The sequence below is a fragment of the Bradyrhizobium sp. 186 genome (genome assembly GCF_023101685.1).
Classification (GTDB): domain Bacteria; phylum Pseudomonadota; class Alphaproteobacteria; order Rhizobiales; family Xanthobacteraceae; genus Bradyrhizobium.
The window spans coordinates 709,199-734,792 of record NZ_CP082164.1 but is presented as its reverse complement, the minus strand read 5'-3'; the positions used below and the strand labels follow the sequence as shown (position 1 = coordinate 734,792).

At 64.1% G+C, this 25,594-nt stretch carries 24 protein-coding genes; 6 read left to right on the top strand and 18 right to left on the bottom strand.

All coding sequences use genetic code 11. From position 1 onward, the window contains the following. Positions 1-28: 28 nt before the first annotated feature. Positions 29-1,813, bottom strand: a complete 1,785-nt coding sequence (locus IVB18_RS03300; protein ID WP_247987915.1) for an acyl-CoA dehydrogenase family protein — start codon at positions 1,811-1,813, stop codon at positions 29-31. A 244-nt stretch (positions 1,814-2,057) separates the two neighbouring features. Between IVB18_RS03300 and IVB18_RS03295 the strand changes: the two genes are divergently transcribed. Then, positions 2,058-2,759, top strand: coding sequence for an SDR family NAD(P)-dependent oxidoreductase (locus tag IVB18_RS03295; RefSeq protein WP_247987914.1), 702 nt, complete (start codon positions 2,058-2,060; stop codon positions 2,757-2,759). Between the two features lie 123 nt (positions 2,760-2,882). Continuing rightward, positions 2,883-3,713 (top strand): enoyl-CoA hydratase, encoded by an 831-nt coding sequence (locus tag IVB18_RS03290; protein ID WP_247987913.1) that lies wholly within the window; start codon positions 2,883-2,885, stop codon positions 3,711-3,713. Positions 3,714-3,898: 185 nt separating this feature from the next. On the opposite strand, the gene IVB18_RS03285 is transcribed toward IVB18_RS03290, so the two are convergent. Both IVB18_RS03285 and IVB18_RS03280 read right to left on the bottom strand, forming a co-directional pair. Continuing rightward, positions 3,899-4,522: a GNAT family N-acetyltransferase gene (locus IVB18_RS03285; RefSeq protein ID WP_247987912.1), complete on the bottom strand. Its 624-nt coding sequence runs from the start codon at positions 4,520-4,522 to the stop codon at positions 3,899-3,901. A gap of 82 nt (positions 4,523-4,604) precedes the next feature. Next, positions 4,605-4,808 carry a DUF1127 domain-containing protein gene (locus tag IVB18_RS03280; RefSeq protein ID WP_247987911.1) on the bottom strand — a complete coding sequence of 68 codons (204 nt, stop codon included), beginning with the start codon at positions 4,806-4,808 and terminating at the stop codon, positions 4,605-4,607. 110 nt (positions 4,809-4,918) lie between these two features. Here IVB18_RS03280 and IVB18_RS03275 point away from each other — a divergent pair, with 110 nt between their 5' ends. Both IVB18_RS03275 and IVB18_RS03270 read left to right on the top strand, forming a co-directional pair. Continuing rightward, on the top strand, positions 4,919-5,818 hold the full coding sequence (locus tag IVB18_RS03275) for a transcriptional regulator GcvA (RefSeq protein WP_247987910.1): 900 nt from the start codon (positions 4,919-4,921) through the stop codon (positions 5,816-5,818). Between the two features lie 145 nt (positions 5,819-5,963). Continuing rightward, positions 5,964-7,310, top strand: a complete 1,347-nt coding sequence (locus IVB18_RS03270) for an MFS transporter (protein WP_247987909.1) — start codon at positions 5,964-5,966, stop codon at positions 7,308-7,310. A 136-nt stretch (positions 7,311-7,446) separates the two neighbouring features. On the opposite strand, the gene IVB18_RS03265 is transcribed toward IVB18_RS03270, so the two are convergent. Beyond that, positions 7,447-9,018: a porin gene (locus tag IVB18_RS03265; protein WP_247987908.1), complete on the bottom strand. Its 1,572-nt coding sequence runs from the start codon at positions 9,016-9,018 to the stop codon at positions 7,447-7,449. 508 nt (positions 9,019-9,526) lie between these two features. Between IVB18_RS03265 and IVB18_RS03260 the strand changes: the two genes are divergently transcribed. Beyond that, positions 9,527-10,006 (top strand): MarR family transcriptional regulator, encoded by a 480-nt coding sequence (locus IVB18_RS03260; RefSeq protein ID WP_247987907.1) that lies wholly within the window; start codon positions 9,527-9,529, stop codon positions 10,004-10,006. An 87-nt stretch (positions 10,007-10,093) separates the two neighbouring features. Here the strand turns inward: IVB18_RS03260 and IVB18_RS03255 are convergent, their stop codons facing one another. From IVB18_RS03255 to IVB18_RS03240, 4 genes are all read right to left on the bottom strand, one after another. Next, positions 10,094-11,176 carry an alpha/beta hydrolase gene (locus IVB18_RS03255; protein ID WP_247987906.1) on the bottom strand — a complete coding sequence of 361 codons (1,083 nt, stop codon included), beginning with the start codon at positions 11,174-11,176 and terminating at the stop codon, positions 10,094-10,096. 388 nt (positions 11,177-11,564) lie between these two features. Further along, positions 11,565-11,978, bottom strand: coding sequence for a Rieske (2Fe-2S) protein (locus IVB18_RS03250; protein ID WP_247987905.1), 414 nt, complete (start codon positions 11,976-11,978; stop codon positions 11,565-11,567). A gap of 52 nt (positions 11,979-12,030) precedes the next feature. Further along, positions 12,031-13,143 (bottom strand): amidohydrolase family protein, encoded by a 1,113-nt coding sequence (locus IVB18_RS03245; protein WP_247987904.1) that lies wholly within the window; start codon positions 13,141-13,143, stop codon positions 12,031-12,033. Positions 13,144-13,167: 24 nt separating this feature from the next. Further along, on the bottom strand, positions 13,168-14,226 hold the full coding sequence (locus IVB18_RS03240) for an amidohydrolase family protein (protein WP_247987903.1): 1,059 nt from the start codon (positions 14,224-14,226) through the stop codon (positions 13,168-13,170). Positions 14,227-14,394: 168 nt separating this feature from the next. Between IVB18_RS03240 and IVB18_RS03235 the strand changes: the two genes are divergently transcribed. Continuing rightward, positions 14,395-14,877, top strand: a complete 483-nt coding sequence (locus tag IVB18_RS03235; RefSeq protein WP_247987902.1) for a CinA family protein — start codon at positions 14,395-14,397, stop codon at positions 14,875-14,877. 204 nt (positions 14,878-15,081) lie between these two features. On the opposite strand, the gene IVB18_RS03230 is transcribed toward IVB18_RS03235, so the two are convergent. The 10 genes from IVB18_RS03230 to IVB18_RS03185 form a co-directional block, all read right to left on the bottom strand. Continuing rightward, the gene (locus IVB18_RS03230; protein ID WP_247987901.1) at positions 15,082-15,357 is read right to left on the bottom strand and encodes a DUF1488 family protein; all 276 of its coding nucleotides are present in this window, start codon (positions 15,355-15,357) and stop codon (positions 15,082-15,084) included. Between the two features lie 81 nt (positions 15,358-15,438). Continuing rightward, positions 15,439-16,914, bottom strand: coding sequence for an AMP nucleosidase (locus tag IVB18_RS03225; RefSeq protein WP_247987900.1), 1,476 nt, complete (start codon positions 16,912-16,914; stop codon positions 15,439-15,441). 214 nt (positions 16,915-17,128) lie between these two features. After that, complete coding sequence (locus tag IVB18_RS03220) at positions 17,129-18,463, bottom strand: HlyD family type I secretion periplasmic adaptor subunit (protein ID WP_247987899.1); 1,335 nt, start codon at positions 18,461-18,463, stop codon at positions 17,129-17,131. Continuing rightward, positions 18,460-20,208: a type I secretion system permease/ATPase gene (locus IVB18_RS03215; RefSeq protein WP_247987898.1), complete on the bottom strand. Its 1,749-nt coding sequence runs from the start codon at positions 20,206-20,208 to the stop codon at positions 18,460-18,462. The genes IVB18_RS03220 and IVB18_RS03215 overlap by 4 nt, the downstream gene beginning before the upstream one ends. A gap of 261 nt (positions 20,209-20,469) precedes the next feature. Next, positions 20,470-20,739: a GlsB/YeaQ/YmgE family stress response membrane protein gene (locus IVB18_RS03210; protein WP_247987897.1), complete on the bottom strand. Its 270-nt coding sequence runs from the start codon at positions 20,737-20,739 to the stop codon at positions 20,470-20,472. A gap of 228 nt (positions 20,740-20,967) precedes the next feature. Continuing rightward, positions 20,968-21,945: an ABC transporter ATP-binding protein gene (locus IVB18_RS03205; RefSeq protein ID WP_247987896.1), complete on the bottom strand. Its 978-nt coding sequence runs from the start codon at positions 21,943-21,945 to the stop codon at positions 20,968-20,970. After that, positions 21,942-23,357: an amidase gene (locus IVB18_RS03200; RefSeq protein WP_247987895.1), complete on the bottom strand. Its 1,416-nt coding sequence runs from the start codon at positions 23,355-23,357 to the stop codon at positions 21,942-21,944. The genes IVB18_RS03205 and IVB18_RS03200 overlap by 4 nt, the downstream gene beginning before the upstream one ends. Then, complete coding sequence (locus tag IVB18_RS03195; RefSeq protein WP_247987894.1) at positions 23,354-23,551, bottom strand: hypothetical protein; 198 nt, start codon at positions 23,549-23,551, stop codon at positions 23,354-23,356. The genes IVB18_RS03200 and IVB18_RS03195 overlap by 4 nt, the downstream gene beginning before the upstream one ends. After that, positions 23,548-24,609, bottom strand: a complete 1,062-nt coding sequence (locus IVB18_RS03190; protein ID WP_247987893.1) for an oligopeptide/dipeptide ABC transporter ATP-binding protein — start codon at positions 24,607-24,609, stop codon at positions 23,548-23,550. The genes IVB18_RS03195 and IVB18_RS03190 overlap by 4 nt, the downstream gene beginning before the upstream one ends. Before the next feature lie 3 nt (positions 24,610-24,612). Beyond that, a complete protein-coding gene (locus IVB18_RS03185; RefSeq protein WP_247987892.1) occupies positions 24,613-25,515 on the bottom strand; it encodes an ABC transporter permease in 903 nt (300 codons plus the stop codon). Positions 25,516-25,594: the final 79 nt, after the last annotated feature.

The following is a 25,594-nucleotide window of genomic DNA, read 5'->3' as shown; positions in this document are numbered from 1 at the left end:
CTTTTTTTGCTTTGAACGCGAGCGCAGCCTACGCCGCCAGAACCAGTTCGCCAACCTCGCTCATGCCGGCCGCGCGATCGCCGAGCAGTAGGGCGGCGATCTTCTGCTGCGCGGCATTTTCCGTGAGCCGGAACGGGTCGCTCGGCGACACGCCATGATCGATCACCAGCCGCGACAGCAGCAGCCTGCGCGCATCGCCACGCATGTCGTGGATGCGGTGCGCTTCCCAGGCGAGCGCGACCGCGCTCGCGACGTGATAGAGCAAGCTCGTGGCGCGCCGCGCATCGGCCTCGTTGTCGGCCTTGCCCGCGACCTCGCGTGCGAACCCGATCGCGCGATCGGTTAGCCCGCCGAGATGATCGCGCCAAGCCTGCGGCACGGAGGCGCTGTCGTCGAGTCGGGCATGCAGATCGGCGGCGAGCGCGGATTCGGCGCCGTGGCGGCCGACCGCGCGCTTGAGTGCATCGATCGCGACGATGTTGCCGGTGCCTTCCCAGATCGAGCCGAGATGGGCATCGCGCAGCAGGCGGGCCGTTGCAAACTCCTCGATATAGCCGATGCCACCGCGCATCTCGAGCGCATCGCCGCAGACCTTTCGCGCATCGCGCGTGGCCCGGAATTTCAGCGCCGGCGTGAGGATACGCAGCAGCGCTGCGGCATCCTGACTGCCGGCCTCGGCGCGGTCGAGCGCGTCGGCAGTGAGAAAACTCATCGACAGCGCCTGCTCGACCGGCAGCATGATCTTCAGCATCTGCCGCCGGCCCAGTGGCAGGTCGATGATACGGTTGCCGAACACCACGCGGTTCTTCGCCACCGTCATCGCATCATGATAGGCGCGGCGCATCAGCGCCGTCGACTTGACGCCGTTGGAGAGCCGGGACGAATTCACCATCTCGGCCATCTGCACGAAGCCGCGGTCGAGTTTGCCGACGGCATAGGCGATCGCGCCCTCCAGCTTGATCTCGCCCGACGCCATCGAGCGCGTGCCGAGCTTGTCCTTCAGCCGCACGATCCGGTAGTGGTTCTGCGAGCCGTCGTCGAGGAAGCGCGGCATCAGGAACAGGCCGACGCCGCGCGTGCCGGGGCCGGCGCCTTCGGGCCGCGCGAGCAGCATCACAACCTTGGCGTCCGCATTCGAGCAGAACCATTTTTCGCCGGTGAGACGCCAATGCTCGCCCTCCGGCACGGCCGTGGTGGTCAGCGTGCCGACGTCGGAGCCACCCTCCTTCTCGGTCATGAACTGGCCGCCCTGCGTCAGCTTGCTCATGTCGGTCTGGGTCAGGCCGTCAAGATATTTCGTCTTGAGCGCTTCGCTGCCGAAATTCGCCAGCAGCTTGGCGCAGCCGTCTGTGACGTTGATCGGGCACCCCATGCCGAACTCGGTCTGGTTGAACAGGAAGGTGAAGGCGTGTTTTGCCACGACCGGATATTTGTCCGGCCAGCCCATGATGCCCTTGCGGATCGAGAGCGCATGAATGCCGAACTCGCCGAACGCGGCCTTCTCCAATTCGCGATAGGCCGGATGATATTCGATATATTGCGTATCGCGGCCAAACTTGTCGCGCTGGTGCAGCACCGGCGTGTGCCGGTCGGCAAGCCGCGCGTAGTCATCGAGGATGCCGCCGGCGAGCTCGCCGAGTCGGTCGAGATGCGGCTCGATATGGCGGAACAGAACCTCCGGCAGGTGGATGCGCAGCAAATCCGTCAACGCCGGATCGGCGCGGTAGAAATTCATGCCGGTGGTATCGGGCGCAAGCAGGCCGGCCTGGCTTGCCGCGACATTTTTCTGCTGCGCTGTGCCCGACTTGTGCATGATCGTCCTCTTCCGTTTCCGCCCGGCGGTCATTCTGCGCTGCTTTAGCGCTTGCCGCTTTGGATGATGTCGATCATGCTCCAGCCGACAGATTGGATAAAGCCGCAAATTGTCAGGGCGGCATGATCGCCGTGTAGGAGCAATTCGCTCTGCGGAATTGTGATCAACTGGGCCGCTACTCCGACTGGTCGTTCGCGCGGCCCGTGCATAGATCAGCGGCTCCTTATCTCTTGGGAATCACGCCATGGAACACCCGAAATACAAGATCGCGCTCATCGTCGGCGCCGGCGAAGGCTTGAGCGCCTCGCTGGCGCGGCTGCTCTCCGCGCAGGGCATTCGCGTGGCGCTCGCCGCACGAAAGATCGAAAAACTCGGCGCGCTCTGTACCGAGACCGGTGCCAAAGCCTATGCCTGCAGCGCCACCGAGCCGGAGGAAGTCGAGCGCCTGTTTGGCCTCGTCGAGCGCGAGATCGGCACGCCCGACCTCGTCGTCTACAACGCCAGCGGCCGCGCGCGCGGTCCGTTCGTTGATCTCGTGCCCGCCGACGTCGCACAGGCGATCGCGGTCAGCGCCTATGGCGGCTTCCTGGTGGCGCAGCAGGCGGCGAAGCGCATGATGCCGAACAAGCACGGCGCGATCCTGTTCACCGGTGCCTCCGCCAGCGTCAAGGGCTATGCGCAATCCGCGCCGTTCGCGATGGGCAAGTTCGCGCTGCGCGGGCTGGCGCAGAGCATGGCACGCGAACTCTCGCCGCAGGGCATCCATGTCGCGCATTTCGTCATCGACGGCGGCATCCGCAGCGCCGCGCGTACCGAGCCCGCGGACAAGCCGGATTCGATGCTCGATCCCGATGCGATCGCAGAGAGCTATTGGAACGTGTTGCAGCAGCCGCGCAGCGCCTGGAGCTGGGAGCTGGAGCTGCGGCCCTGGGTGGAGAAGTTTTGAGGCAATGTTTTGAGGCGATAACGTAACCGCAATCGTCATTGCGAGCGAAGCGAAGCAATCCAGTGGCGGAGAAATTTCTGGGTTGCTTCGCTTCGCTCGCAATGACGAAAGAGAGGAAGCCCAATGACCACGGAAACCACCATCGACACCGGCACGAATGAACTCCTCTGCGTCATCCGCGATCGCGTCGCGGTGATCACGCTGAACCGGCCGGAGGCACGCAACTCGCTGTCCGACACGCTGACGCCGGCGTTGCGCACGATAATCCGGACCTGCGGCGAGGACGCAGGTGTCGGCGCGCTGCTCATCACCGGCACCGGCGAAGCCTTTTGCGCCGGCGGCAACGTCAAGGGCATGGGCGCGCATCGCGAGCAGAAGAAGCTCGAAATGTCCTTCGACGACAGGGTCGCCGATCTCCAGGAGCGGCAGCGGCTGCTCACCGGCGCGCTCGTGTCGGTCCGCAAGCCAACGATCGCCGCACTGCCGGGACCTGCGGTCGGCGCGGGGCTTGCGATCGCCATGGCCTGCGATATCCGCATTGCCGCGCAATCGGCCTTCATCGCCACCGGCTATGCCCGCATCGCGCTGAGCGGCGACTACGGCATCGCCTGGCTATTGACCCGGCTGGTCGGCACGGCGCGGGCGCGCGAATTGATGTTCACCGGTGACAAAGTCGATGCGGCGAGGTGCGAGGCGATCGGCCTCGTCAACCGAGTCGTGCCCGACGACAGACTGCAAGCCGAAGCCTTTGCGCTGGCAAAGTCGCTCGCCGAAGGCCCGCGCCTCGCGTTGCGCTACATGAAGGACAATCTCGACGAGGCCCTGCTGTTCGAGTTCGAGACCGCCCGCGACCACGAAGCCGAACGGCTGATCCGCCTGACCACGACCGCCGATCACAAGGAAGCCGTGCAGGCATTCATCGACAAGCGCAAGGCAGTGTTCACGGGGAAGTAACCGCCGCCGTTGATGCGAGAGCTGTTAGTAGCCCGGATGGAGCGAAGCGAAATCCGGGACACCTGCCAACGTGGCGAGACTCCCGGATTGCGCTTCGCTCCATCCAGGCTACGGAGCAGCCGCGCGAAGTTGGTCGGGCAAAAAAAGCCCGGCTCTGGATCACCAGGGCCGGGCTTGGAGTGGTGTCAGACCGAGGCTGAGGGGCTGTCGGCCTGACGGGAAAGGGCGGCGAGACGCCAGCTGGCGCACGGAATATCCTTCGGCGCGACCGCGATTTCCTTGTCGAAGCGCACCAGCTTCCAGTCGTCCGGATGGTTGGTGAAGGCGAAGCCGGATTTGCGTGCGAGCGAGATCATGGTGTCGTTGGCGCGCAGCGTATCACCAAAGATGTGTTCCGCGCCGAGCGCGGCGGCGCGGCATTCGAGATTCCCAAGCAGCGCGGTGGCAATGCCGTGGCCCTGCCAGCGGTCGCCGACCGACAGCCCGAATTCGAGCGTCGCGCTCTCCTCGTGAAGGGCGTAGCGCGCTTCGGCGACGATTGTCTCGAAGCCGTCAACCGTCATCGTGGCAATGATTGTGAAGCGCTCGCGCTCGCCGACCTGGAGGAAATCGTGCAGCAGGCCCTTTGGCAATTCGCTGATCGCGCCGAAGAAGCGGTTGTAGCGGGAGCGGGTCGAGAGCGAACGGAAATAGTGCTGCAGCTCGTCGGTGTCGCGCGGCTCGACGAAGCGGACGTTGATCGCCTCACCCTGCCGGGTGCGCAGCGTATCCGAATATTGCTTCAGATCTTCCGGGCGAAGAGTGCTCATCACACGAGCCTTAAGAAATTTGCCTTGCGAAAAAGAGACCGCCGGCGCCCCTGTGATCAGGCGGCGCCGGCCTGGCGGCCAATCAGGCCCGCCAGAAGGGTTTGTCGGCCTCAAAGGCGATGTCGCTCCAGGACAGTCCGACATCCTGGAGATCGCGGGCGGTCCAATTGGTGAGCTCGCGCCGGGTCCGGTAGCGCTCATGCCAGATGTGGAGGGTTTCTCCGACCTGGTAGAGCAGGCTTGGCGCATGATGATTTGTCATTGAATTCTGGGTCAAAGTAGACATTTCCAGCTCCTGGAGCTAAGTTCGAAGCTAATATCAGCCTAGCTATGCACTTCGACAAACGACAATTTGTACCCCTTCGCATGAAATAATATCATGTATCCTGCTGCCAAATGACTGCCAGATTGCCGTCCCTGAACGGATTGCGGGCGTTCGAGGCGGCCGCGCGCCACCTCAGCTTCACGCTGGCCGGAGCCGAGCTGAACGTGACGCAGACCGCGATCAGCCATCAGATTCGGAGGCTCGAGGAGGAGCTCGGCATCCGCCTGTTCATCCGGCGGAACCGCGCGCTGGCGCTGACGCCGGAGGCGCGCGACTACCTGCCGGGCGTCCGCGCCGCCTTCAACGACCTCAGGCTTGCGACCGACCGGCTGCTGCGCAGGGACGACGACAAGGTGCTGACGGTCTCGACGCTGGCCTCTCTCGCCGCAAAATGGCTGCTGCCGCGGCTGACCGATTTCCAGGAAGCCCATCCCGGCATCGACGTCCGCATCACCACCTCGACCAGCCTGGTCGACTTCCAGCGCGACAATGTCGATGCCGCGATCCGCTATGGCAGAGGCCAATGGCCGGGTCTCCGCTCCGACTGGCTGATGGCGGACGAGTTGTTTCCGGTGTGCAGCCCCTCGCTGTTGCGCGGCGACAAGCCGCTGCGCCGGCCCGAGGATCTGAGAAGCCATCCGCTGCTGCACACATCCAACGCCAACAGCGACGATTGGCGGCTGTGGTTGACCGCGGCCGGCCTGCCGGCCGACATCGCCAAGCAGCCCGGCATCACCTTCGACATGATCTTCATGACCATCCAGGCCGCGATCGACGGCATTGGCGTGGCGATGGGCCGGACCTCCTACGTCCAGGACGACATCGCCAAGGGGCGCCTCGTGGTCCCCTTCAAGATCGCGCTGCCGGCCGACGCCGGCTTTTACGTTGTCTCTCCCGATGGCCACCGGGAAGCGCCGAAGCTGGCCGCGTTCCGCCAATGGGTGGTCGCTGCAGCGCAAAATAAAGCCTGAAAAATCATCAGCTTCCGCGGCAAAATCGGTTGACTCGCAACGCCCCGCACGAGAAGGGGGTATGACAGATTGTCGCAGCTACAATCTGCCGCCTTGCCGTGAATTGAGTTCCGGTCCGGGCACGTCTTCAAGGGGAGCAACGTCAATGGCTGGACCGTCAGCATCAACCAATCCGCCCGAGATCAAGTCGCGCGTCGGCGCGATCCTGCGCGCCACATCCGGCAACTTCCTCGAACAGTTCGACTTCTTCCTGTTTGGCTTCTATGCCGCGGCCATCGGCAAGGCGTTCTTCCCATCGACCAACGAGACCGCGTCGCTGCTCAACACCTTCGGCGTGTTCTGGCTCGGCGCGCTGATGCGGCCCGTGGGCGCGATCGTGCTCGGCGCGTATATCGACCGCATCGGCCGCCGCCAGGGCCTGATCGTTACGCTCGCGATCATGGCCATCGGCACCGTGGTGATCGCGTTCTGCCCGACCTACGCGACCATCGGCATCGCCGCGCCGATAATCGTGCTGCTCGGCCGCCTGCTGCAGGGCTTCTCGGCCGGCGTCGAGCTCGGCGGCGTCTCGGTCTACCTGTCGGAGATTTCGACGCCGGGTAACCGCGGCTTCTACACCTCGTTCCAGTCATCGAGCCAGCAGGTCGCGATCTTCGTCGCATCGATCCTCGGCTTCATCCTCTCCGAGGTGATGCCGGCCGACACCGTCGCCGCCTGGGGCTGGCGCATTCCGTTCTTCGTCGGCTGCCTGATCATCCCGCTGATCTTCTTCCTGCGGCGGACGCTCGAGGAAACGCCGGCCTTCCTCGCCATGAAGAAGCATCCGACGGCAAACGAAGTGTTCGCCTCCGCACTCGCGAACTGGCGCATCGTCATCCTCGGCATGATGATTGCGGTCCTGACCACGACGACGTTTTACTTCGTCACCGTGTACACGCCGACCTTCGGCAAGAACGTGCTGAAGCTGTCGACGCAGGACGCGCTGCTCGTCACGCTGCTCGTGGCCGTGACCAATTTCTTCTGGAATCCGGTCGGCGGCGCATTGTCCGACCGCATCGGCCGCAAGCCAGTGCTGCTGACCATCGCCGGCCTGGCGCTCGTCACCGCCTATCCGGCGCTGCACTGGCTCGTCGCGGCGCCGACCTTCGGCAAGCTGCTCGCGGTCGAGATGATGTTCTCGTTCTATTTCGGCGTCTACAGCGGCACCATGCTCGGCGCGCTGGTCGAGATCGTGCCGGCGCACGTCCGCACCACCTGCTTCTCGCTCGCCTTCGCGCTCGCAGCCGCGCTGTTCGGCACCTTCACGCCGTTCGCCTCGACCCTGTTGATCGAGCACACCGGCGACAAGGCCTCGCCCGGCTATTGGCTGATGTTGGCAGCCTTTCTCGGCATCATCGCGGCCTCTGTCGTTTATCGCGGCGGCGGCAAGGCGGTGCCGACGTATGATCCGGTCGCGGAGCCGATCGGCGGTCACTCTACACAACAGGCGTAAGCGGCCGGGCCGAGCACGATGTCGGCCTGGTCGGCATTGAAGCTGCGTCGGTGATGATGGCCGGCGCCACACCTCGTGCAATAAAAAACACCCGGCGGTTTCCCGCCGGGTGTTCGTTCACGTGTTTCGACAGATCTTACCAGTTGCGCTGAGCACGGAGGATCAGAGCGAGCGTGTCCTGGTCCTTCAGCTCGTAGACCGCGGTCGGCTTGGCGGTCACACCGGAGGGGGTAACGCCAACCGTACCAGAGTACTTCTGGTCCAGATGGGTCCACGTGAGGTCAGCCGAGAACGTCAGGTTCTTGACCGGAGTCCAGCGGGTGACGATACCCGCCTGGCCGATGGCGAAGTCAGGATTACAACCCGTCACACCCGCCAGGCCTCCGAACACGCCGCCGGTGCCGGCGGCGCCGCAGAGAGTGGTCTTGGCCAGCGTGCCGAACTGCGCCTGAGCGTAAGCGCCGTAGATCGCCGTGTTCCAGTAGGGATCCCAGTTGTGGGTGTAAGCGCCACGGAAGCCCCAGGTCTTGACGGTTTCCTGCGAGCTGCCGGTCACGAACACGGTGTCCGGAGCATTGGCGAAGCCGATGCTCTGGTAGGCCGTACCCGAGCTGCCGAACAGCGAGTAGCTGCTGCCCGACAAGTTCTGGAAGTTATAGCGGGTCGCACCGTCCGTGTAGACGCCCTGGATGTTGATCGTGTCACCCGCGCCGGTCGGGATGTTCTTGATCGACAGAGCGAGCTGAACCGCCCAGCCCCACTTGTCGTCGGGGTGGCCAGTCGGCTCGGTCGCGCCGTAGTAGGCAACGTGGTTGTCATGCGCAGCCACCGACGCCTGGAAGAGACCCCAAGCCTGGTCGACACGCACCTGACCGACGAGGTTCGGAGAACGCGAACCGCCGATGGCGTTGGTGCCGTACGCGCCGCCGATCATGCCACCCGCGGTCGCGCCGGTCATGTTCAGGTTACCAGCCTGATAGTACTGGGTCGCATCCTCCGCCGAGAACGCCGCCGTCACGCCCTGGCCGAAGTCGGCCGTGTAGGTGAACTGGGTGACGCCGGTAACGGTGCCGCTGCCGCCGACGAGGTTGTCGGTGATGTTGCCGGGATAGTTGGTCCAGGGCGCGTCGAACTGCGACACAGCCTTACCCATCGTGAAGCCGGCGAACTGAATGAAGGCGTAGTACACGCCCAGCGAACCGGCAGAAGTGTTGCCGTCCGTGCCGTTGATCGAAGAACCAACGAGCGCCGGGGTCGCACCAGAGGTGTTGAGACCCAGCGTGCCGCTGTAGACCGTCCCGCCGGTGGCGCTGCCGCTACCGGAATAGTTGCCGGTCGTCCACGTAAAGACGCCATCGAAGAACGTGCGGACCACGCCGTACTCGGTCGCGGTGCGGGTGTCGATGTTGAGGTCTTCACGAGCGCGGAAGGTGTAGTAGTTCATCAGACGGTTGCGGGCACCGGCAACGCCGCTCTGATTCGGGCTGAAGTCCGAGTTGGCGCCCAGCACAGCGTCGGCACGCAGGTAACCACCCAGCTTGATGCAGGTGTCGGTGCCCGGGATGTAGTAGAATCCGGCGCCGTACAGCGAGCAGATCTTCACGTATTCGACCGCTTTGGCCTTCACGGGGAGATCGGCTGCGAACGCCCCGGAGACAGCCATCAGGCCGGCAGCCGAGCCGAGAAAGAGCGTCTTCGTCAACTTCATTAGTACCTCCAAGTCGGTTCAGGGAGCTCGGCTCCTCGGTGGAGGCGGCTTTGCCCTCGTCAATTTCCGTTCAACTCAGGTCCGCACTGAAGGTCCGGACCGAAACGACAGTGAGGTGCCCCCCCTCCGTCGTGGCTTCACATATAGTTTATAAAAACAATCGCCTCAATTTATTGATTTAGTGAATCGTAAGTTCCGCGACGGATGTTGCTTGAGAGCAACAGGGAGGCCTGAGCGTCAAGTAAGCCCGCAGATTTAAAACGAAAAAGCCCTCAGGGGGCATCCCGAGGGCTTTCTTGGAGGTCTCACATCGCTGTCCAGCGACAAGGTCAAGAGCAGCAAGATTGAGTGCGATAAGACATAATTTAATTAATTGTTTTTTGCAAGCATTAAACAACGGGACAGTTTCCGCCATGCGGCGTCCGCCACTATCGTCAGTGCGCGATATCCGAGACGCCTCCCAAATATCCCATTAAAAGACTGATCTAAGCCAAACGGGGGAAGCCACATGATCGAGAAGAAACTCGACAGGGCGATTACGGACTTCATCTGGAATGTCGTCGAAATCCACTCTCAGCTGGAGGACATCCACACCAGTTGGGCCGAACTGCTGGGCATTACCGAGCCGCAGTGGCTGATCTTGATGGCAATCACTGAACTGGACGAGGGGCGGGGCGTCGCTGGAATCGACATTGCCAACAAGTTGCGGGTCCACCCAGCCTTCGTGACCAACCAGACCAAGAGCCTCGAAAAGGGCGGCCTTCTAACGCGGCGACCGGGAGCAGACGACGCGCGCTATGTCCTGATGTCGCTTACGGCAAAGGCGACAACGGAAATCGAAAAACTGTCCAAGAGAAGGCTCGCCTTGAATTCGACCATGTTCAACGAGCTCGACGAGAAGACCTTGGCTGATCTGAATACCGCGCTCGCAATGATCGCAAAGAACGCCCGGTTGGCTGCACGATTGCTGGCGATCGACGTTTCGTGATCCGCCAATCCCCGGCTCAGAATGAGCGCCCGAGCCGGACGCGATTGTCGCCATACCGCGCCAGGATCGGCCTGCTCCCTGTCGCGGTTAGAGGTAGACTATGGGATCGAGCTGACGGGCGGCTCCAAGCTTGCTGTCGAACCATTCGAAGACGAAATCGTCCGCAGCGATGAAATTCTCGACCTCGCCCCGAGGGTGCGGGATGCGGTTCGGCACGACGATCGAGCAATCGGCTCCGGCCTGCCGATAGCCGGCTTGGAGCTCGAGTGCTTCCTGTTCCCGGACCATCGATCGATTCCCGACGACGATGAGAAGCGGACAAGGAATTCGACGGGACGGCGGCAACGAACCCGTCGAGGTTCCGTCATGGACGGCCTGCTCAACGCCGGTCATCCAGCGAACTGATGCTCGACGTATGGCCGACGTCAAAAGGCCACCGTCGCACACGGCGGCAGTTATCCTGCGATCAGAGACCGCAAGGCGGGACGCAAGACTGGCGCCAGCCCCTTCGCCATAGATCGCGATCCGCCGCGGGTCGACATCCGGGCGAGCCTCTAGATAGTCCAACCAGCATTGAAGCATGTGCTCCGGCTTGAAGGGGCGACGAGCAGATAAATTGCAAGCGTCGATGAGCAGGAGTGACGTGTTCCGGCGGAGCGAGGCTGGCAACAGCCGGCTCATCATCGAGCCCAGCGTGATGTCCTCGTCGGCGATGCAGATGACCGCGGGTGCGGAAGGCCCATGACGGAACGCCGGCAGAAAGAAGCCAGTCAACGACCTTTGATCGAAGCAATCGATCTTCACGCGCTCGATCGCTGGACCAGTGTCGTCCTCGAAGCCCCTCAGGCCGATACTGACTTTGTCTGCGAGGTCGGTACTCGCGAAATCTCCTGGACAAGACAAACTTCTCGCGACTTCGAGGGACGTCAGCGAGCACAGCCCCGCTTCGCGCGCAATCTGAACGGAACTATCTTCGCGCGCGGATTCGGCGAATATCCGGTAGTCGTCTGCGACCCTCAACCAGTCCGAAACCCAAAAATGCCTGTGCGCCTCACGCACGAGTTCTGCGACGGACAGGTTTTCGAAAAAATCGGATGCGCGGTTGCGCAGGCGTGTCAGGCTTCCACCGGCGCCGCCGCAGGAGCCGTGAGGCCAATGATCACCTTCCATCTATGTCTCTGAACGCGCTGTCAGTGGTTGCCCGGACTTGCCGGCTTCGCTTTCAGCGCAACGCCCTACATGCCTGCTCGATGCGATCGCAGGCGTGCTTCGCTTCGCGTGGCGAAGGCACTGGGCGAAACGGTCTGCAGTCCAAACGAGCCGGCTTCGATACAAAATCCACGCCGGCTCAACTCAATCGTCACGTCTCAGCTCCGTTGCTGATCACAGTTATGCGCCCACTCTGCCACTTTTGTGGGTCCTGGCTTTGTAGTTTTTTGTTGCGGCGACGATTAAAATATAGATCTCATTTGATGACAGAAGAGGCATGACGAAGTCGGCCCTCATCGTAAATTCTTATGGCCAGGGGGACACGCAAAACGCGAACCATGACGGTGGGCTACAGCTCGACCACCACGTAGTCGCTCTCGACCCGCACTGGGATCGTCTCGGCGACGTACGGTCCCTTCACCACGCTCGTCCCTGGCTCGACATGGGCCGGATATGCCTTCACGCGGAAGCGGCGAGGATCGCAGTAGGACTGGCCGGTGCGGACGTCGAACTCCCAGCCGTGCCAGGGGCAACGGATGATTTCACCTAACTTGGTGTATTCGATCTCACCGGGATCGCTGGATTGCGCGAGCCCGATCAGCGGGCCCTCGCACAGCGCCGCGCCCTGATGCGGGCAGCGGTTCATCAGGCCGAAATATTCGCCCTTGATGTTGAAGACCGCGATCGGCCGTCCCTCGATCTCCAGGAATTTTCGCGTACCCGGCGGCAGCTCGTCGACCGGCGCAATCACGTGCCGCGCCATGCTTATATCCGTCGCATGATCTGACCGGAAAACCGCTCTACACTTTTCCGGATCATGCGATGATCCCGTACAGTGCGCGCGCATTGCCGAGGTAAAACGCGTCGCGATTGGCCTCGCTCACGCCTGCCGGCAGCACGCGCGACGGCTCGTCATAGTCCCAATGCGGATAGTCGGTCGCGAACAAGAGCCGGTCCCAGCCGATCCATTTGATGACGTCGAGCAGATCCTCGCGCCGCTCCGGGTCTTCCATCGGCTGCGTCGTCCACCACACCTGCTCGCGGATATATTCCGACGGCGGCCGTTTGACATGCGGCACTTCGCTCCTGAGCCGTTGCCAGACCTTATCCAGCCGCCAGGCGAGCGACGGCGCCCAGCCGAAACCTGCCTCGATCATCACCATCTTCAATTTCGGGAAACGCTCGAACACGCCTTCGAGCACGAGGCTCGCGAGCGCCGATTGCTGGCACTGCGAATGCCCAACCATCTCCTCGATGTAGTAGCTCGGCCAGCCCGATGGCGTGATCGGATTGCCGCCGAAGCCGAAGGCGTGGACGCCGATGGGCAGACCCGCTTCTTCCGCGGCCTGGTAGATCGGCCAGTAGCGGCGCTGTCCGAGCGGCTCGACATTGCGGCTAAGCAAAAGCACCTGAACAAAATTCTTGTCGCCGGCGCGCTCGCGGATTTCGGCGGCGGCCGACAGCGCGTCCTCATTGCTGACGACAATGGACGCTTTCAGGCGCTTGTCCTTGCTGGTCCATTTGTCGATCTGCCAGTCATTGATCGCCGAGCACAGCGCCGCCGAGAGCTCGTGATTGCGAATGCCCTGCCCGGTGTTGAGCGGATTGAGCACCCCCAGCTGTACGTTGTTTGGATCGAGCAGCTGCTCCTGCATGAAGGACAGCGAGGAGCCCTGCGGACCGCCCTCCGGCGGATAGGCATCGCGGCGCGAGGCGTTGGGCTGAGCCTTCGGATAGGGCGGGCCTTCCATCATGCCCTGATAGGCATGGATGCCGTAGACTTCGAGATGATGCTGCCAGCGTTTGGCGAGATAAGGATAGAGCTCGGTGCGGGTGGCGCGTGCCGGATGAATGTCGCAGTCCGCGATCGCGGTTTTGACGGTCAGGGGGGAAGCGGCTTCGGTGCTCTCGCGGAATTGGACATTCATCGCCTTGCCTCCTTTGGCAACGGGCTAAGTCAGGCGGGGATAGGTGGCATGCGGATTATCGATCATGATCTTGCGCACGAGATCGGGGGTGAGCCCTTCGGGCAGCGCGTCCTGGCCGTCGAACTGCCAGTGCGGATAGTCCGTGGAGAATAGGACCAATTCGTCCGACTGCATATGATCAAACAGGCGAATTAATGTCGCTTCGTCCGGCGGCGCATCAAAGGGCTGTAACGAGAAACGGATGTTGCTGCGCACAATTTCCAGCGGCGCGCGATCGACCCAGGGCGTCTCCATCCGCACCCCGCGCCAGAATTTGTGCAGGCGCCAGAGATAGGGCGACAGCCAGGAGATGCCGGATTCCAGCATAACCATCTTCAGCCGCGGATGGCGGGTGAACACGCCCTCGACAATCAGGCTGGTGAGCTGAGCCTGGAACGCCTGGGCCTGACCGACATAATCCTCGATGTGGTAGGAACCCCAGCCCACTGCGGTCGGCGGATTGTGATATGCGGAACCGGCGTGGATGCCGACCGGCAGTTCCAGGCGTTCTGCCGCTTCATAGATCGGCCACAGCGCGCGCTTGCCGAGCGGCGTGTCGCCCATCACCAGCATCAGCACCTGCACGAAGCGCCGGTCCTGCGCGCAGCGCTCGATCTCGGCGACGGCTTTCTCGACGCTTTGCGTGGGTATCACGATCGAGCCGCGCAGCCGCGGATCGCGATCCAGCCATTCCTTCGCCAGCCACTCGTTCAGCGCGCGGCAGAACGCGGCTTGCAGGTCCTCGGAAAACACCATCTGCACGCCATAGATTGGATTGCAGATGGCGTGGCTGACCTGGAAGGGATCGAGCACATGGCGCTGCATGTCCTCCAGGCTCTCGCCCGGCTTGCCGATTTCGGGCCGCCAGTCCGGCCGCGCCGTGATCGGTGAGTTCTGCGGATAGGATTGCGAGATGAGATCGACCATGCCGCGCGTCGTCACCTGATCGCGCCAATAGTCGTTCAGGTACGGCAGCAGGCTGGTCAGATGCGGCACGGCCGGATGCACGTCGCAATCCACCCCGCCGGCGATCAGGGACGCCATCACGTCTCCCTTCTCACGTTTCCATTTGTCGTTTCTCAGCGCAGCGCTTCGCCGCGCCGTCTTGCGCCTGCCATTCAAGCAGGCCTGCCCGTCGTCCGCAACTCGGCCAACGGCGCTGTCATATGCTAGGAAGGCACAGCTCGGTTGCGAGGATCAGAGGTGCAGGACATGAAAGAACTCGTAGGCATTGCGGAACAGGTCGCGACCAAGCTGATCGCGCGCAAACAAACCATCGCGGTCGCGGAATCCTCGACCGGCGGCCTGATCTCGGCCAGCCTGCTCGCGGTGCCCGGCGCCTCGGCCTACTTCCTCGGCGGCGCAGTGGTCTACACCCGTGACGCGCGGCGCGTGCTGATGGATATTTCGGATGACGGCATGAAAGGCTTTCGCTCGTCATCGGAGCCTTATGCGAAACTGCTGGCCGAGCAGATGCGCGGCCGCTTCGGCTGCGACTGGGGCCTGTCCGAGACCGGCGCCGCCGGCCCCACCGGCAACCGCTACGGCGATGCGGCCGGCCATAGCTGCATGGCGGTCGCGGGGCCCGCGGCGGAGGTGATGACACTGGAGACGGGGAGCAACGACCGTTTTGCGAACATGCAGGTGTTTGCGGCAACGGCGCTGAAGTTGTTGCTGAAGAAGTTGGAGGGGTGATCTGCTTCCGCCGGCAGCGATCACGCCTTCAGTACCGTCATCCTGATGTGCGAGACAGGTGGCGCACCGGCGCCACGTGGGGAGCCTCGAAGGATGAACGGCCGAGATGCCGCCGGGCCGTCGCCCTTCGAGGCTCGTCCTGCGTCGCAGGACGAGCCTCGAAGGGCGACGGCGATAGATTTGTGCCCGCGGCGACGATCGACGTCACCGCCTCAAATGCCTCATGAAAATCCGCACCACATAGCCCTTGAACCGCGGCGCCTCGTCGTAGATGTCCGACGCAATCTGCTCGACGGTCTCGCGCAACGACAAGAACTGCGCCTGCCGCGCGCTGCTTTCGGTACCCTGCATGCCCGCGAGTTCGTCCAACGCGGCATCGCTGATCTGGCAATCCACGACGTCGCCGTCGCTCAGCATGGTAAAGCGGAAAGCCAGCCGTTCAAGGTCATGGCCGATGATCCTGTCGCGCGTCAGCGGCATCCAAAGCAGTCCGGTCGGCCCCGCGCCGACAATGCTGAAAATCTCCGCCCCTGTCAGCAGCAAAGAGACGAGAGCTCCACTCTACTGAAACGCGACTTCGGCGAAACTGCGGAGTTTGCGCGAATGCAACCGCTCCGACTCCTGCTGCTTGAGCCGCTCCAGTGCCTTCAGGCCGATCTCAAGGTGCTGGCCGACGCGGCGGCGGTAGAACTCGCTGGCCATGCCCGCGAGCTTGATCTCGCCGTGCAGCGGCTTGTCGGAGACGCATAGCAGCGTGCCATAGGGGACGCGGAAGCGGTAGCCGTTGGCGGCGATCGCTGCCGATTCCATATCGAGCGCGACGGCGCGCGATTGCGACAGGCGGCGAATGACCTCAGGCCCGCTGATCTCCCAATTGCGATTGTCGACGCTCGCGACGGTTCCCGTGCGCATCAGGCGCTTGAGCTCGAAGCCTTCAAGGCCCGTGACGTCCTCGACCGCCTCCTCGAGCGCGACCTGCATCTCGGCCAGCGCTGGGATCGGCACCCATAGCGGCAGCTCGCGGTCGAGCACGTGATCCTCGCGCACATAGCCGTGGGCGAGCACGTAGTCGCCAAGCCGCTGCGTGTTTCGAAGGCCGGCGCAATGTCCGAGCATCAGCCAGGCATGCGGCCGCAACACCGCGACGTGGTCGGTGACGTTCCGCCCATTTGACGGACCGGTGCCGATGTTGATCAGGGTGATGCCGCGATAGCCGGGCATGACCAGATGGAAGGCCGGCATCTGCGGCGCGCGCGCGGGCGCAACGCCCGTCGTTGCGCCGCCGGAGCGCGTGATCATATTGCCGGGCGCGACGAAGGCCTCGAGGCCGGCCTCGCCGGACTGGAGGCGCTGCTGGCAGAGCTGCGCGAAGGCATCGACATAGAACTGGTAGTTGGTGAAGATCACGAAATTCTGGAAGTGCTCGGGGTCGGTGCCGGTGTAGTGGTAGAGCCGGCGCAGCGAGTAATCGACGCGTGCCGCGCGGAACAGGGACAGCGGCTCGGGCGCGCCCGGCTGGAGCTCGAACGTGCCGTCGGCGATCGCATCGTCCATGGTGGCGAGATCGGGCACGTCGAACGCGTCACGCAGTGATCGCGTGGCGGCCAAGTTCTCGCTGGTGGTGATGACAGCCTCATTGATGTCGCGGCGATAGGCGAAGTGAATCGGGATCGGCTCGCTGGACTCGCCGATCTCGACCGGCACGCCGTGGTTCTGGATCAACAGTCCGATCTGCTCGGTCAGATAACTCCGGAACAGGTCCGGCCGCGTCACGCTGGTCTCGTGCACGCCAGGCCCGGCGACGAAGCCGTAGGCGAGGCGCGAATCCAGCCGCGCATGCGTCGCGGTGGTGACGCGGACGAAGGGATAATAGGCCCGCACGCGCGTCGTGATCGCTTCGCCGTTGATATAGGCCTCGAACCGGTCACGCAGGAATTTGGTGTTGCGTTCGTAGATATCTTCGAGACGGACGACGGCTGCGGCCGCATCGGAGAAGGCTTCGGTGGCGATGGACGGTGGGGATTGGATGGATTGCATTTGTTCGGCGCCAAGTTGCGGGGCTTGGTTCGGACTATAGCAAGAACAAGGAAGCGTAGGGTGGGCAAAGCGAAGCGTGCCCACCATCTTGATTGCCGTACGAAGAATGGTGGGCACGGCGCCGCGCGCCTTTGCCCACCCTACACGAGCGAGCCTATGGCCCGAGATCCCGGATGCGCGCTAAGCGCGCTCCGGGATGACGCGCTTTCGCGCGTCACTTCTCGCGGAACGCCCGCATGAACTGGTCGTGCAGCGGCTTCATCAGGTAGGACAGCATGGTGCGGTCGCCGGTCTGGACGAAGGCTTCAACCGGCATGCCGGGGATCATCCTGACGTCGCCGAGACGGGCGATCTCTTCCGGCGGCATCGAGACCCGGATGGTGTAGTAGCTCTGCCCGGTGCGCTGGTCGGTGGTGACGTCGGGCGAGACGCGGCTGACGAGGCCGCTGAGCTCGGGCGTGGTGCGCTGGTTGAAGGCGGAGAGGCGCAGCAGCGTCTTCTGGCCGATCTGGAGCTTGTCGATATCGACCGGGTTGACCTTGGCCTCGACCTGGAGATCGTCGGCTTGCGGCACGATCAGCATGAGGGCGTCGCCGGCGGTGACGACGCCGCCGACGGTATGCACGGTCGATTGCAGCACCATGCCGTCCTGCGGCGCGCGGATGTCGACGCGGCGAAGCTGATCCTCGGCCGCGACCTTGCGTTCGATCAGCTCGCCGATCTTGTCGTTGGTCTCGCGCAGATCCTTGGAGACCTCGCTCACCATGTCCTTGTCGACCTGGATGATCTGGAGCTCGGTCTCGGTGATCTTGCCCTTGGCCTGCGCCCGCGAGGCGATGTACTGCGCGCGCTCGCCGTTGAGGCGGGCCGAGTCGCGCTCGAGCGTGGTCAGGCGGGAGATTTGCACCAGGTGCTTCTCATAGAGATCGCGCACGCCGATGAGCTCCTGCTGCACCAGGGAAATTTCCTTGTCCTTGGCTCTCTCCTGCGCGGAGAGACCCTCGATCTCCTCGTTGAGCTGCTGGATGCGCTCGCGAAGCTGCGCCTTCTGGCCAGCGCGGCCGTTGACGCGGACGTCGAACAGCTTGGTTTCGGCGGAGAGCAGCGTCTTGACGTCGAAATCGCTGCCGCGGTCGAGCAGCGATTGCGGGAAGTCGATCTTGTCGATCCCGCGCTGCTCGGCCTGGAGTCGCGCCGCGCGCACCTGTGCCGCGTCGAGATTCTTGGTGACGATGGCGAGGTTGGCTTTGGTGACGGTGTCGTCGAGCCGCACCACGATGTCGCCGGCCTTGACCAGGTCGCCGTCGTGGGCGCGCACCTCGCCGACCACGCCGCCGGTCGGATGCTGCACCTTCTTGACGTTGGATTCGACCACGATCTGGCCCGGCGCGATCAGCGCGCCGGAGATCAGCACGGTGGAGGACCAGCCGCCGAGACCGACGGCCAGGACGAGCACGATCGCGAGGCCGAGGATCAGGTGAAACCGGATCGACTGCCGCACGGTACGCTTCGCGGCAGGCTTCCCGCCGCCAATCGCCATTGAGCTCATGGTTTGGCCACTCCGCCTTCGCTGACGATCTTGATCGGCGCTACCGGCGCGACGCGGGGCTGGAGCACCTGGGCGAGCACCTGCTCCTTCGGCCCGAAGGTCTGCATGCGGCCATCGCGCAGCACCAGTATCTGGTCGACCGCCTCGACGCCGATCGGCCGGTGCGCCACCACAATGACGATGGCGCCGCGCTCCCGTGCGGCACGGATGGCGCGGGTCAGCGCCTCGTCGCCTTCGGTGTCGAGATTGGAATTGGGCTCGTCGAGCACGATCAGGAACGGATTGCCGTAGAGCGCGCGCGCCAGCGCCACACGCTGCGCCTGGCCCGCGGAGAGCGAGGTGCCCTGCTCGCCGACCTGGGTGTTGTAGCCCTCGCGCATCTTGATGATCATCTCGTGCACGCCGGCTTCCTTGGCGGCGGCGATGATCCCGTCAGATGTGGCCTCGGGATCGAAGCGGCTGATGTTCTGCGCGATGGTGCCGCCGAACAATTCGACGTCCTGCGGCAGATAGCCGATGTGCCGGCCGAGCATGTCGGACGACCATTGGTCGAGCGCCGCGCCGTCGAGCCGCACCTTGCCGCGCACCGGCTGCCAGACGCCGACGAGCGCGCGGATCAGCGACGATTTTCCGGAACCGCTCGGCCCGATCACACCGAGGCCGTTGCCGGCTTCGAGCGCGAAGGCGACATCCTGCACGATGAGGCGCTGATCGCCGGGCGCCACCATGGCGACGCCTTCGACCGCGAGTCGGCTGGTGGGCGCCTGCAACTGCGTCGGCATCGCCTGCGCCGGGATCTGCTCCAGCAGCCGGCTGAGGCGCTGCCAGCTCTGGCGGGCGGCAACAAAGGACTTCCAGTGCGCGATCGCAAGATCGACCGGCGCGAGCGCACGTGCCGAGAGGATCGAACCCGCGATGATGATACCGGCGGTCGCTTCCTGATGGATGACGAGATAGGCGCCGACCGCGAGCACGGCCGATTGCAGCATCATGCGCAGCACCTTTGCGACCGCGCCCAGACCGCCGGCGACGTCGCTGGCGCGCTGATTGCCGGCGAGATATTTTTCGTTGGCTTCGCTCCAGCGCTGGTTCAGCCGGCCGGCCATGCCCATCGACACCAGCACTTCCGCGTTGCGGCGGCTGGACTGGGCGAGATCGTTGCGCTGCGCGGCAAGGCCCATCGCCTCGCGCGCCGGCTGGCGGGACATGAACTCGGTGACCAGCGTCAGTCCGACCAGGATGATGGCGCCGATCAGCGCGGTCACCCCGATCATGACGTGGAAGGCGAAGCAGATGGCGAGATAGAGCGGCAGCCAAGGCAGGTCGAAGAATGCACTCGGTCCCATGCCGCCGAGGAAGGAGCGGACATTGTCGAGGTCGCGCAGCGGCTGAAGGCCCTCGTTGCGGTTGCCGATCAGCAGCGGCAGGCGCACGATGGTGTCGAACACGCGCTTGTTCAGGGCTTCGTCGAGCGCGGTGCCGATCCGCCCAAGGATGCGGCCGCGGATCATGTCGAGCACGCCCTGCGCCATATAGAGGCCGCTGGCCAGGATGATCAGTCCGACCAGCGTCGGAATGCTGCGGCTCGGCAGCACCCGGTCATAGACCTCCAGCATGAAAATCGACCCGGTCAGATAGAGCAGGTTGATCATGCAGCTCATCAAGGCGAGGCCGACGAACGCCGTGCGACAAGCGCGCAACGCGTCACCGAGCTCTGAACGGCGGAGGCCGGGAACGGCTGCCATCAGTCTGATCTCTTTCGGGTGGGGGCCAAGGCCCCTGATTTCAAAGGCGAATTCAGGAGTAATTGACCCGGATTAACATCGCGTTTGCGCTTCACGCCCAACGCAGTCGAATAATCCGGGATCCCTATGGCCCACATCTACCCCGACCGGCCTCGCACGCAAGTCCGGATTCTCACAGTCTTGCGGCTTTTTCTTGCAGACATGTCACCTCTCCCCGGGCGGGGAGAGGTCGAAAGTTGGGTCAACTGAACCCGGGTGCCGCTAGAACCGGCCGCCGCCGCGCACCAGCCGCACCACCAGCAGCAGGATGACCGCGCCGATCGCGGAATAGACGATCTCGGATACCAGCCCGGTGCCGATGTGAATGCCGAGTTTTGGGAACAAGAAGCTCGCCACCAGCGCGCCGGCGATGCCGACCACGATGTCGCCGATGATGCCGAACCCGGTTCCGCGCACCACCTTGCCGGCCAGCCAGCCGGCAACCAGGCCGACGAACAGGATGACAAGCAGGCCTTCATTGGAAATGTACATAAGTGAGGTCCCTCTCTGAACAGCCCCATGGAACTGGAACCGGGATGAATAGGATCTGAATGCCCATCTTCCCCGCCGGCTCCAACAAAAAAGTCGAAAACAACCCCATGCACAGTAGAACGGCCTTCGCCGGGATGTTCCCGGTGACCCGCGACAACTCTATGCTGGCGTAGAAGATTTGCGAAAAGAGGAGCGCGCTGCGGGAGCGCAGCGGCAGCTGCCCGGATATTACGACAGCGCGATGAGCGGCTCCGCGTTCACGCACCTTGCCGCCCTGCCCGGTCCCACATCGACGTTCGGCGGCAGCTGCTCCAGGCAGCGCGGCTGCGCGACTGTGCAGCGGGGGGCGAAGGAGCAATTGTGCGGCTTGTCGGCCAGCGAGGGCGGGGTGCCGGGAATGGTCTCGAGCCGTGCGCCGCGCTTGGCGCCGTGGATGGTGGAGGCGAGCAGGCCCTTGGCGTAGGGATGCACGGGCGAGCGGACGATGTCGCGAAGCGTGCCCTGCTCCACAATCTGGCCGGCATACATCACCGCGACGCGGTCGCAGATCTCGATGGCGACGCCGATGTCGTGGGTGACGAAGATGACGGACATGCCGAACTCGCGCTGCAATTCGCGCAGCAGCAGCAGGATCTGGATCTGCACGGTGGCATCGAGCGCCGTGGTCGGCTCATCCGCGAGCAAGATCTTGGGCCGGCAGGCGAGCGCAAGCGCGATCATCGCGCGCTGGCGCATGCCGCCGGACATTTCGTGCGGATAGGCATCGAGCCGGCGCTTTGCGGAGGGAATGCGCACGACATCGAGCATTTCCAGCGCTCTCGCGCGGCCCTCCGCATAACTCTTGCCTTCGTGGCGCACCACGCTCTCGGCGATCTGCGCGCCGATGGTGTAGACCGGATCGAGCGCGAGCGCGGGCTCCTGAAAAATCATCGACACGGTCTGGCCGCGGAAGGACGAGAGCTGCTCGTCGTTCATGGCGAGCACGTCGCGGCCCATGACGTTGACGGTGCCCGAGATCTGCGTGCGCTTCTTCGGCAATAGCCGCATCAGCGCGCGCAAGGTCACGCTCTTGCCCGAACCGGATTCGCCGAGCAGGCCCAGCACCTCTCCATCGCCGAGCGAGAGACTGAGATCGTTCACGGCAAAGACCGTGCGCTCCCCGGTGAAGCGGATGTTGAGGCCTGAGATCTCGACGAGCTTTGTCATGACGGTAGTTTCGGTATCCGGTCGTGATAGTCGGTCGCGCGCTGCAACGCGGCGCCGATGGTGAGCAAGGTTGCCTCGTCGAAGGAACGGCCGATCAGCTGCATGCCGATCGGCAGGCCACTCTTGGTGAAGCCGGACGGCACGGTGAGCGATGGCAGGCCGAGATAGTTCACCGGACGCGTGAACAGCGTCAGCCGCTGCAACAGCGCCGGCGCGTTCGGTCCGCCGCCGACGTCGCTTTCCGCAATCGTCGGCGCCGGCACCGGCGAGGCCGGAGCGATCACCGCATCGACGCCGGCGGTGGCGGCATTGTGCGCGGCGAGCGCAGGCCCACGCCAGCGCATCGCCTCGAGATAGGTGATGGCGGGAACGGCGAGCCCGTTCTGAAGCCGCATCAGCACCTGCGGGCCGTAATCCTGCGGGCGCTCGATCATCCAGCGCTTGTGGAAGGCGGCAGCTTCGGCGGCGAGCACGAGCTGGCTTGCCGCGGACAATTGGCGCTGATCCGGCAGCTCGACCGTGACAATGTCGGCGCCCTCGCGCTTGAGCACCGCGATGGTCTCGTCCAGCACGCGCGCGACCTCGCCGTCGAGATCGTCGACATAGAACGAGGCGGGCACGCCGATCTTCAGACCCTTCAGCGAGCCCTTGGTCGCAGCGACGTAGTCCGACAGCGGCTCGTGGCTACAGGTCGAATCCGCAGGGTCAGGGCCGGCCATCAGCGCCAGCAGCAGCGCGCAATCCTCGGCAGTACGGGCGAGCGGGCCGACCGTGTCGAGCGATTGCGACAACGGCATCGCGCCGGCGCGGCTGATACGGCCCCAGGTGGTCTTCAGTCCCGTAACGCCGCAGAAATGCGCGGGCATGCGGATCGAGCCGCCGGTGTCGGAGCCGAGCGCCGCATAGGTCAATCGCGCCGCGACCGACGAGCCCGAGCCCGACGACGAGCCGCCGGTGATGTGCGCGACATTCCAGGGGTTGCACACCGGACCGTAATGGGCGTTGTGGCCGGTCGGACCATAGGCGAACTCGGCCAGATGCAGCGTGCCGAGACGGATCTGGCCAGCGTCCTTCAGCCGCTGCAAGGCGGTCGAGGTCGTGGTCGCGACGAAATCGCGGCGGATCAGCGAGCCGCAGGTCGCGACCTTGCCCGCGTCGTAATACATGTCCTTGTGCGCGAGCGGCACGCCATGCAGCGGACCGCGCACCTCGCCCTTGGCGAGCTCGGCGTCGGCGGCATCGGCAGCCTCCAGCGCCGCCTCCGACTCGATCGACATGAAGGCATTGAGGTGCGGCTGCCACTGCGCGATGCGATGCAGCAGTGCGCGCGTCACCTCATGCGAGGACACCTGCTTCATCGCGATCGCACGCGCGACCTCGGTGAGTGTCATCAATGCGGGTTCGGTGCTCATTTCAAGACCTTTGCAGTCTGGGCGATCGGATAGAGCGCCGGTTCGAGGTCGAACGGCAGCGTGCCGGCGATGGCCGCAAAGCCCTCGAAGGCAGGTCCGATGGAATTGGAGATGCGCGTCGCGATCTCGTCGTCGACGGGGACGCCGGCAACCTGGGCCGTCGCCTTGATCTCTTTTGCCGTTGGTCTCGTCATGCGGTTTCCTCCCTCGGCGCGCGGCTGTGGCCCGAACCCGGAATCGCCATGTAGCACGCGGCTTCGTGACCCATTCTATCGAGCGCGGTGAGTTTTGGTGTCGCATTTGCGCAGAGCGGCTCCGCAAACGGGCAACGGGTGTGAAAGCGGCAACCCGGGGGCGGATCGATCGGATTGGGCGGATCGCCGGTGATCGGCGGCTTCTCGGTGCGGCGGTCCGGATCGGAGGACGGCATCGCAGCCAGCAGCGCACGCGTATAGGGATGTGCCGGCTGGTCCCAGACCTGGTCGACCGGGCCGAGCTCGACGACCTCGCCGAGGTACATCACCAGCACGCGATCACTGATGTAGCGGACGACGTTGAGGTCGTGGCTGATGAAGAGATAGGTCAGGCCGAATTCGCGTTTGAGATCGGCGAGCAGGTTGAGCACCTGCGCCTCGACCGACTTGTCGAGCGCGGAGACCGCTTCATCGAGGATCACCAGCCGCGGCGACAGCGCCAGCGCACGCGCGATGTTGACGCGCTGGCGCTGGCCGCCGGAAATCTCGTGCGGATAGCGGTTAGCAAAGTTTTCGGGGCGCAAGCCCACCTTACCCAGCAGCTCGCGCGCCAGCACCCGCGCCGCGCCATCCGCCATGCCGTGGACCTTCGGGCCGAAGGCGATCGATTCCTCGATTGTGAGGCGCGGATTGAGCGAAGCGTAGGAATCCTGGAACACCATCTGCATGCCGCGGCGCAATTCGCGCAGCGACAAGGACTGGCCAACGCTCATGCCGTCATAGATGATGTCGCCGGTATCGCGCGGCATCAGGTGCATCAGGAGCCGGGCGGTGGTCGACTTGCCGCAGCCGGATTCGCCGACGATGCCGACGGTCTCGCCCTTGGCGACGGAGAAGGAGACGTCGTCGACGGCGCGCACGGTGCGTTTCGCGCTGAACAGCCCGCCACGCACAGGGAAGTGCTTTGTCAGGCCGTTGACCTGGAGCAGCGGCTGCGCGACGCCGCCGCGGTCCTCGACCGGCTCCAGCATTGTGACGGAGGGATTGCTCTCACTCATGGCCTAGTTCCTGATGTCCATGGCGCTGCGCAGGCCGTCCGAGAGCAGATTGAAGCAGATCGAGACCGCGAAGATCATCGCGCCGGGCAATGCCGCAACCCAGGGATTGACGTAGATCGCCGTGCGCAGCGTGTTCAGCATCAATCCCCATTCCGGCTCCGGCGGCTTGGTGCCGAGGCCGAGGAAGGAGAGACCGGCAGCAAGGATCATCGAGACCGAGATCAGGCTGGTTGCATAGACGAAGATCGAACCGAGCACATTGCCGAGGATATGCACGCGCATGATTGTGAAGGGGCCGGCGCCGGAGGCGCGCGCGGCCTCGACGAAATCCATGTTGCGCACGCCGGTGGTGACGCTCTCGGCGACGCGAGTGATCTGCGGCACGAACACGACGGTCAACGACACGATGGAATTGAGGATGCCGGCGCCGAGCGCGCCGGAGATCGCGATCGCCAGCAGCACGGACGGAAAGGCGTAGAAGACGTCGATCGTACGCATGATCGCGGTGTTGAGCTTGCCACCGACATAGCCCGCGACGAGGCCGAGCGAGGTGCCGATACCGAATGCGAGGATCACGGGCAAGATGCCGATGAGGAGCGACAGCCGCCCGCCATAGATCAGCCGCGCCAGCATATCGCGACCGAGCTCGTCGGTGCCAAGCGGGTAGCCAGTTGTGCCGATGTGCCGAAGGCGGCGGATCATCGAGCCCTTGTAGGGATCCTCCAGCCCGAGCCAGGGCGCGAGGATCGCGGATACGAAGATCAACAGCAGCACCAGCGCGCAGGCCATGCTGACCTTGTCGCGCCGGATGCGGCGGCCGACAGTCGCCCAATAGCCGCGCGCCTTGGTCGCGGGCGCGGCCTGAAGCGCCGCATCGCTGATCGCGGACAACGGAAGCTCGCTCATCGCTTGAACCCGGACGAGAATTGGTTGGATCGATGCAAGCCAAGTAAACGGTGCACCTCTCCCGCTTGCGGGAGAGGTC

What these genes read in the sequence shown, in the direction of transcription:
- IVB18_RS03300 (WP_247987915.1), bottom strand. Translation starts at nt 1,813, where the DNA reads ATGCACAAGTCGGGCACAGCGCAGCAGAAAAATGTCGCGGCAAGCCAG.
- IVB18_RS03295 (WP_247987914.1), top strand. Translation starts at nt 2,058, where the DNA reads ATGGAACACCCGAAATACAAGATCGCGCTCATCGTCGGCGCCGGCGAA.
- IVB18_RS03290 (WP_247987913.1), top strand. Translation starts at nt 2,883, where the DNA reads ATGACCACGGAAACCACCATCGACACCGGCACGAATGAACTCCTCTGC.
- IVB18_RS03285 (WP_247987912.1), bottom strand. Translation starts at nt 4,522, where the DNA reads ATGAGCACTCTTCGCCCGGAAGATCTGAAGCAATATTCGGATACGCTG.
- IVB18_RS03280 (WP_247987911.1), bottom strand. Translation starts at nt 4,808, where the DNA reads ATGTCTACTTTGACCCAGAATTCAATGACAAATCATCATGCGCCAAGC.
- IVB18_RS03275 (WP_247987910.1), top strand. Translation starts at nt 4,919, where the DNA reads ATGACTGCCAGATTGCCGTCCCTGAACGGATTGCGGGCGTTCGAGGCG.
- IVB18_RS03270 (WP_247987909.1), top strand. Translation starts at nt 5,964, where the DNA reads ATGGCTGGACCGTCAGCATCAACCAATCCGCCCGAGATCAAGTCGCGC.
- IVB18_RS03265 (WP_247987908.1), bottom strand. Translation starts at nt 9,018, where the DNA reads ATGAAGTTGACGAAGACGCTCTTTCTCGGCTCGGCTGCCGGCCTGATG.
- IVB18_RS03260 (WP_247987907.1), top strand. Translation starts at nt 9,527, where the DNA reads ATGATCGAGAAGAAACTCGACAGGGCGATTACGGACTTCATCTGGAAT.
- IVB18_RS03255 (WP_247987906.1), bottom strand. Translation starts at nt 11,176, where the DNA reads ATGGAAGGTGATCATTGGCCTCACGGCTCCTGCGGCGGCGCCGGTGGA.
- IVB18_RS03250 (WP_247987905.1), bottom strand. Translation starts at nt 11,978, where the DNA reads ATGGCGCGGCACGTGATTGCGCCGGTCGACGAGCTGCCGCCGGGTACG.
- IVB18_RS03245 (WP_247987904.1), bottom strand. Translation starts at nt 13,143, where the DNA reads ATGAATGTCCAATTCCGCGAGAGCACCGAAGCCGCTTCCCCCCTGACC.
- IVB18_RS03240 (WP_247987903.1), bottom strand. Translation starts at nt 14,226, where the DNA reads ATGGCGTCCCTGATCGCCGGCGGGGTGGATTGCGACGTGCATCCGGCC.
- IVB18_RS03235 (WP_247987902.1), top strand. Translation starts at nt 14,395, where the DNA reads ATGAAAGAACTCGTAGGCATTGCGGAACAGGTCGCGACCAAGCTGATC.
- IVB18_RS03230 (WP_247987901.1), bottom strand. Translation starts at nt 15,357, where the DNA reads ATGCCGCTGACGCGCGACAGGATCATCGGCCATGACCTTGAACGGCTG.
- IVB18_RS03225 (WP_247987900.1), bottom strand. Translation starts at nt 16,914, where the DNA reads ATGCAATCCATCCAATCCCCACCGTCCATCGCCACCGAAGCCTTCTCC.
- IVB18_RS03220 (WP_247987899.1), bottom strand. Translation starts at nt 18,463, where the DNA reads ATGAGCTCAATGGCGATTGGCGGCGGGAAGCCTGCCGCGAAGCGTACC.
- IVB18_RS03215 (WP_247987898.1), bottom strand. Translation starts at nt 20,208, where the DNA reads ATGGCAGCCGTTCCCGGCCTCCGCCGTTCAGAGCTCGGTGACGCGTTG.
- IVB18_RS03210 (WP_247987897.1), bottom strand. Translation starts at nt 20,739, where the DNA reads ATGTACATTTCCAATGAAGGCCTGCTTGTCATCCTGTTCGTCGGCCTG.
- IVB18_RS03205 (WP_247987896.1), bottom strand. Translation starts at nt 21,945, where the DNA reads ATGACAAAGCTCGTCGAGATCTCAGGCCTCAACATCCGCTTCACCGGG.
- IVB18_RS03200 (WP_247987895.1), bottom strand. Translation starts at nt 23,357, where the DNA reads ATGAGCACCGAACCCGCATTGATGACACTCACCGAGGTCGCGCGTGCG.
- IVB18_RS03195 (WP_247987894.1), bottom strand. Translation starts at nt 23,551, where the DNA reads ATGACGAGACCAACGGCAAAAGAGATCAAGGCGACGGCCCAGGTTGCC.
- IVB18_RS03190 (WP_247987893.1), bottom strand. Translation starts at nt 24,609, where the DNA reads ATGAGTGAGAGCAATCCCTCCGTCACAATGCTGGAGCCGGTCGAGGAC.
- IVB18_RS03185 (WP_247987892.1), bottom strand. Translation starts at nt 25,515, where the DNA reads ATGAGCGAGCTTCCGTTGTCCGCGATCAGCGATGCGGCGCTTCAGGCC.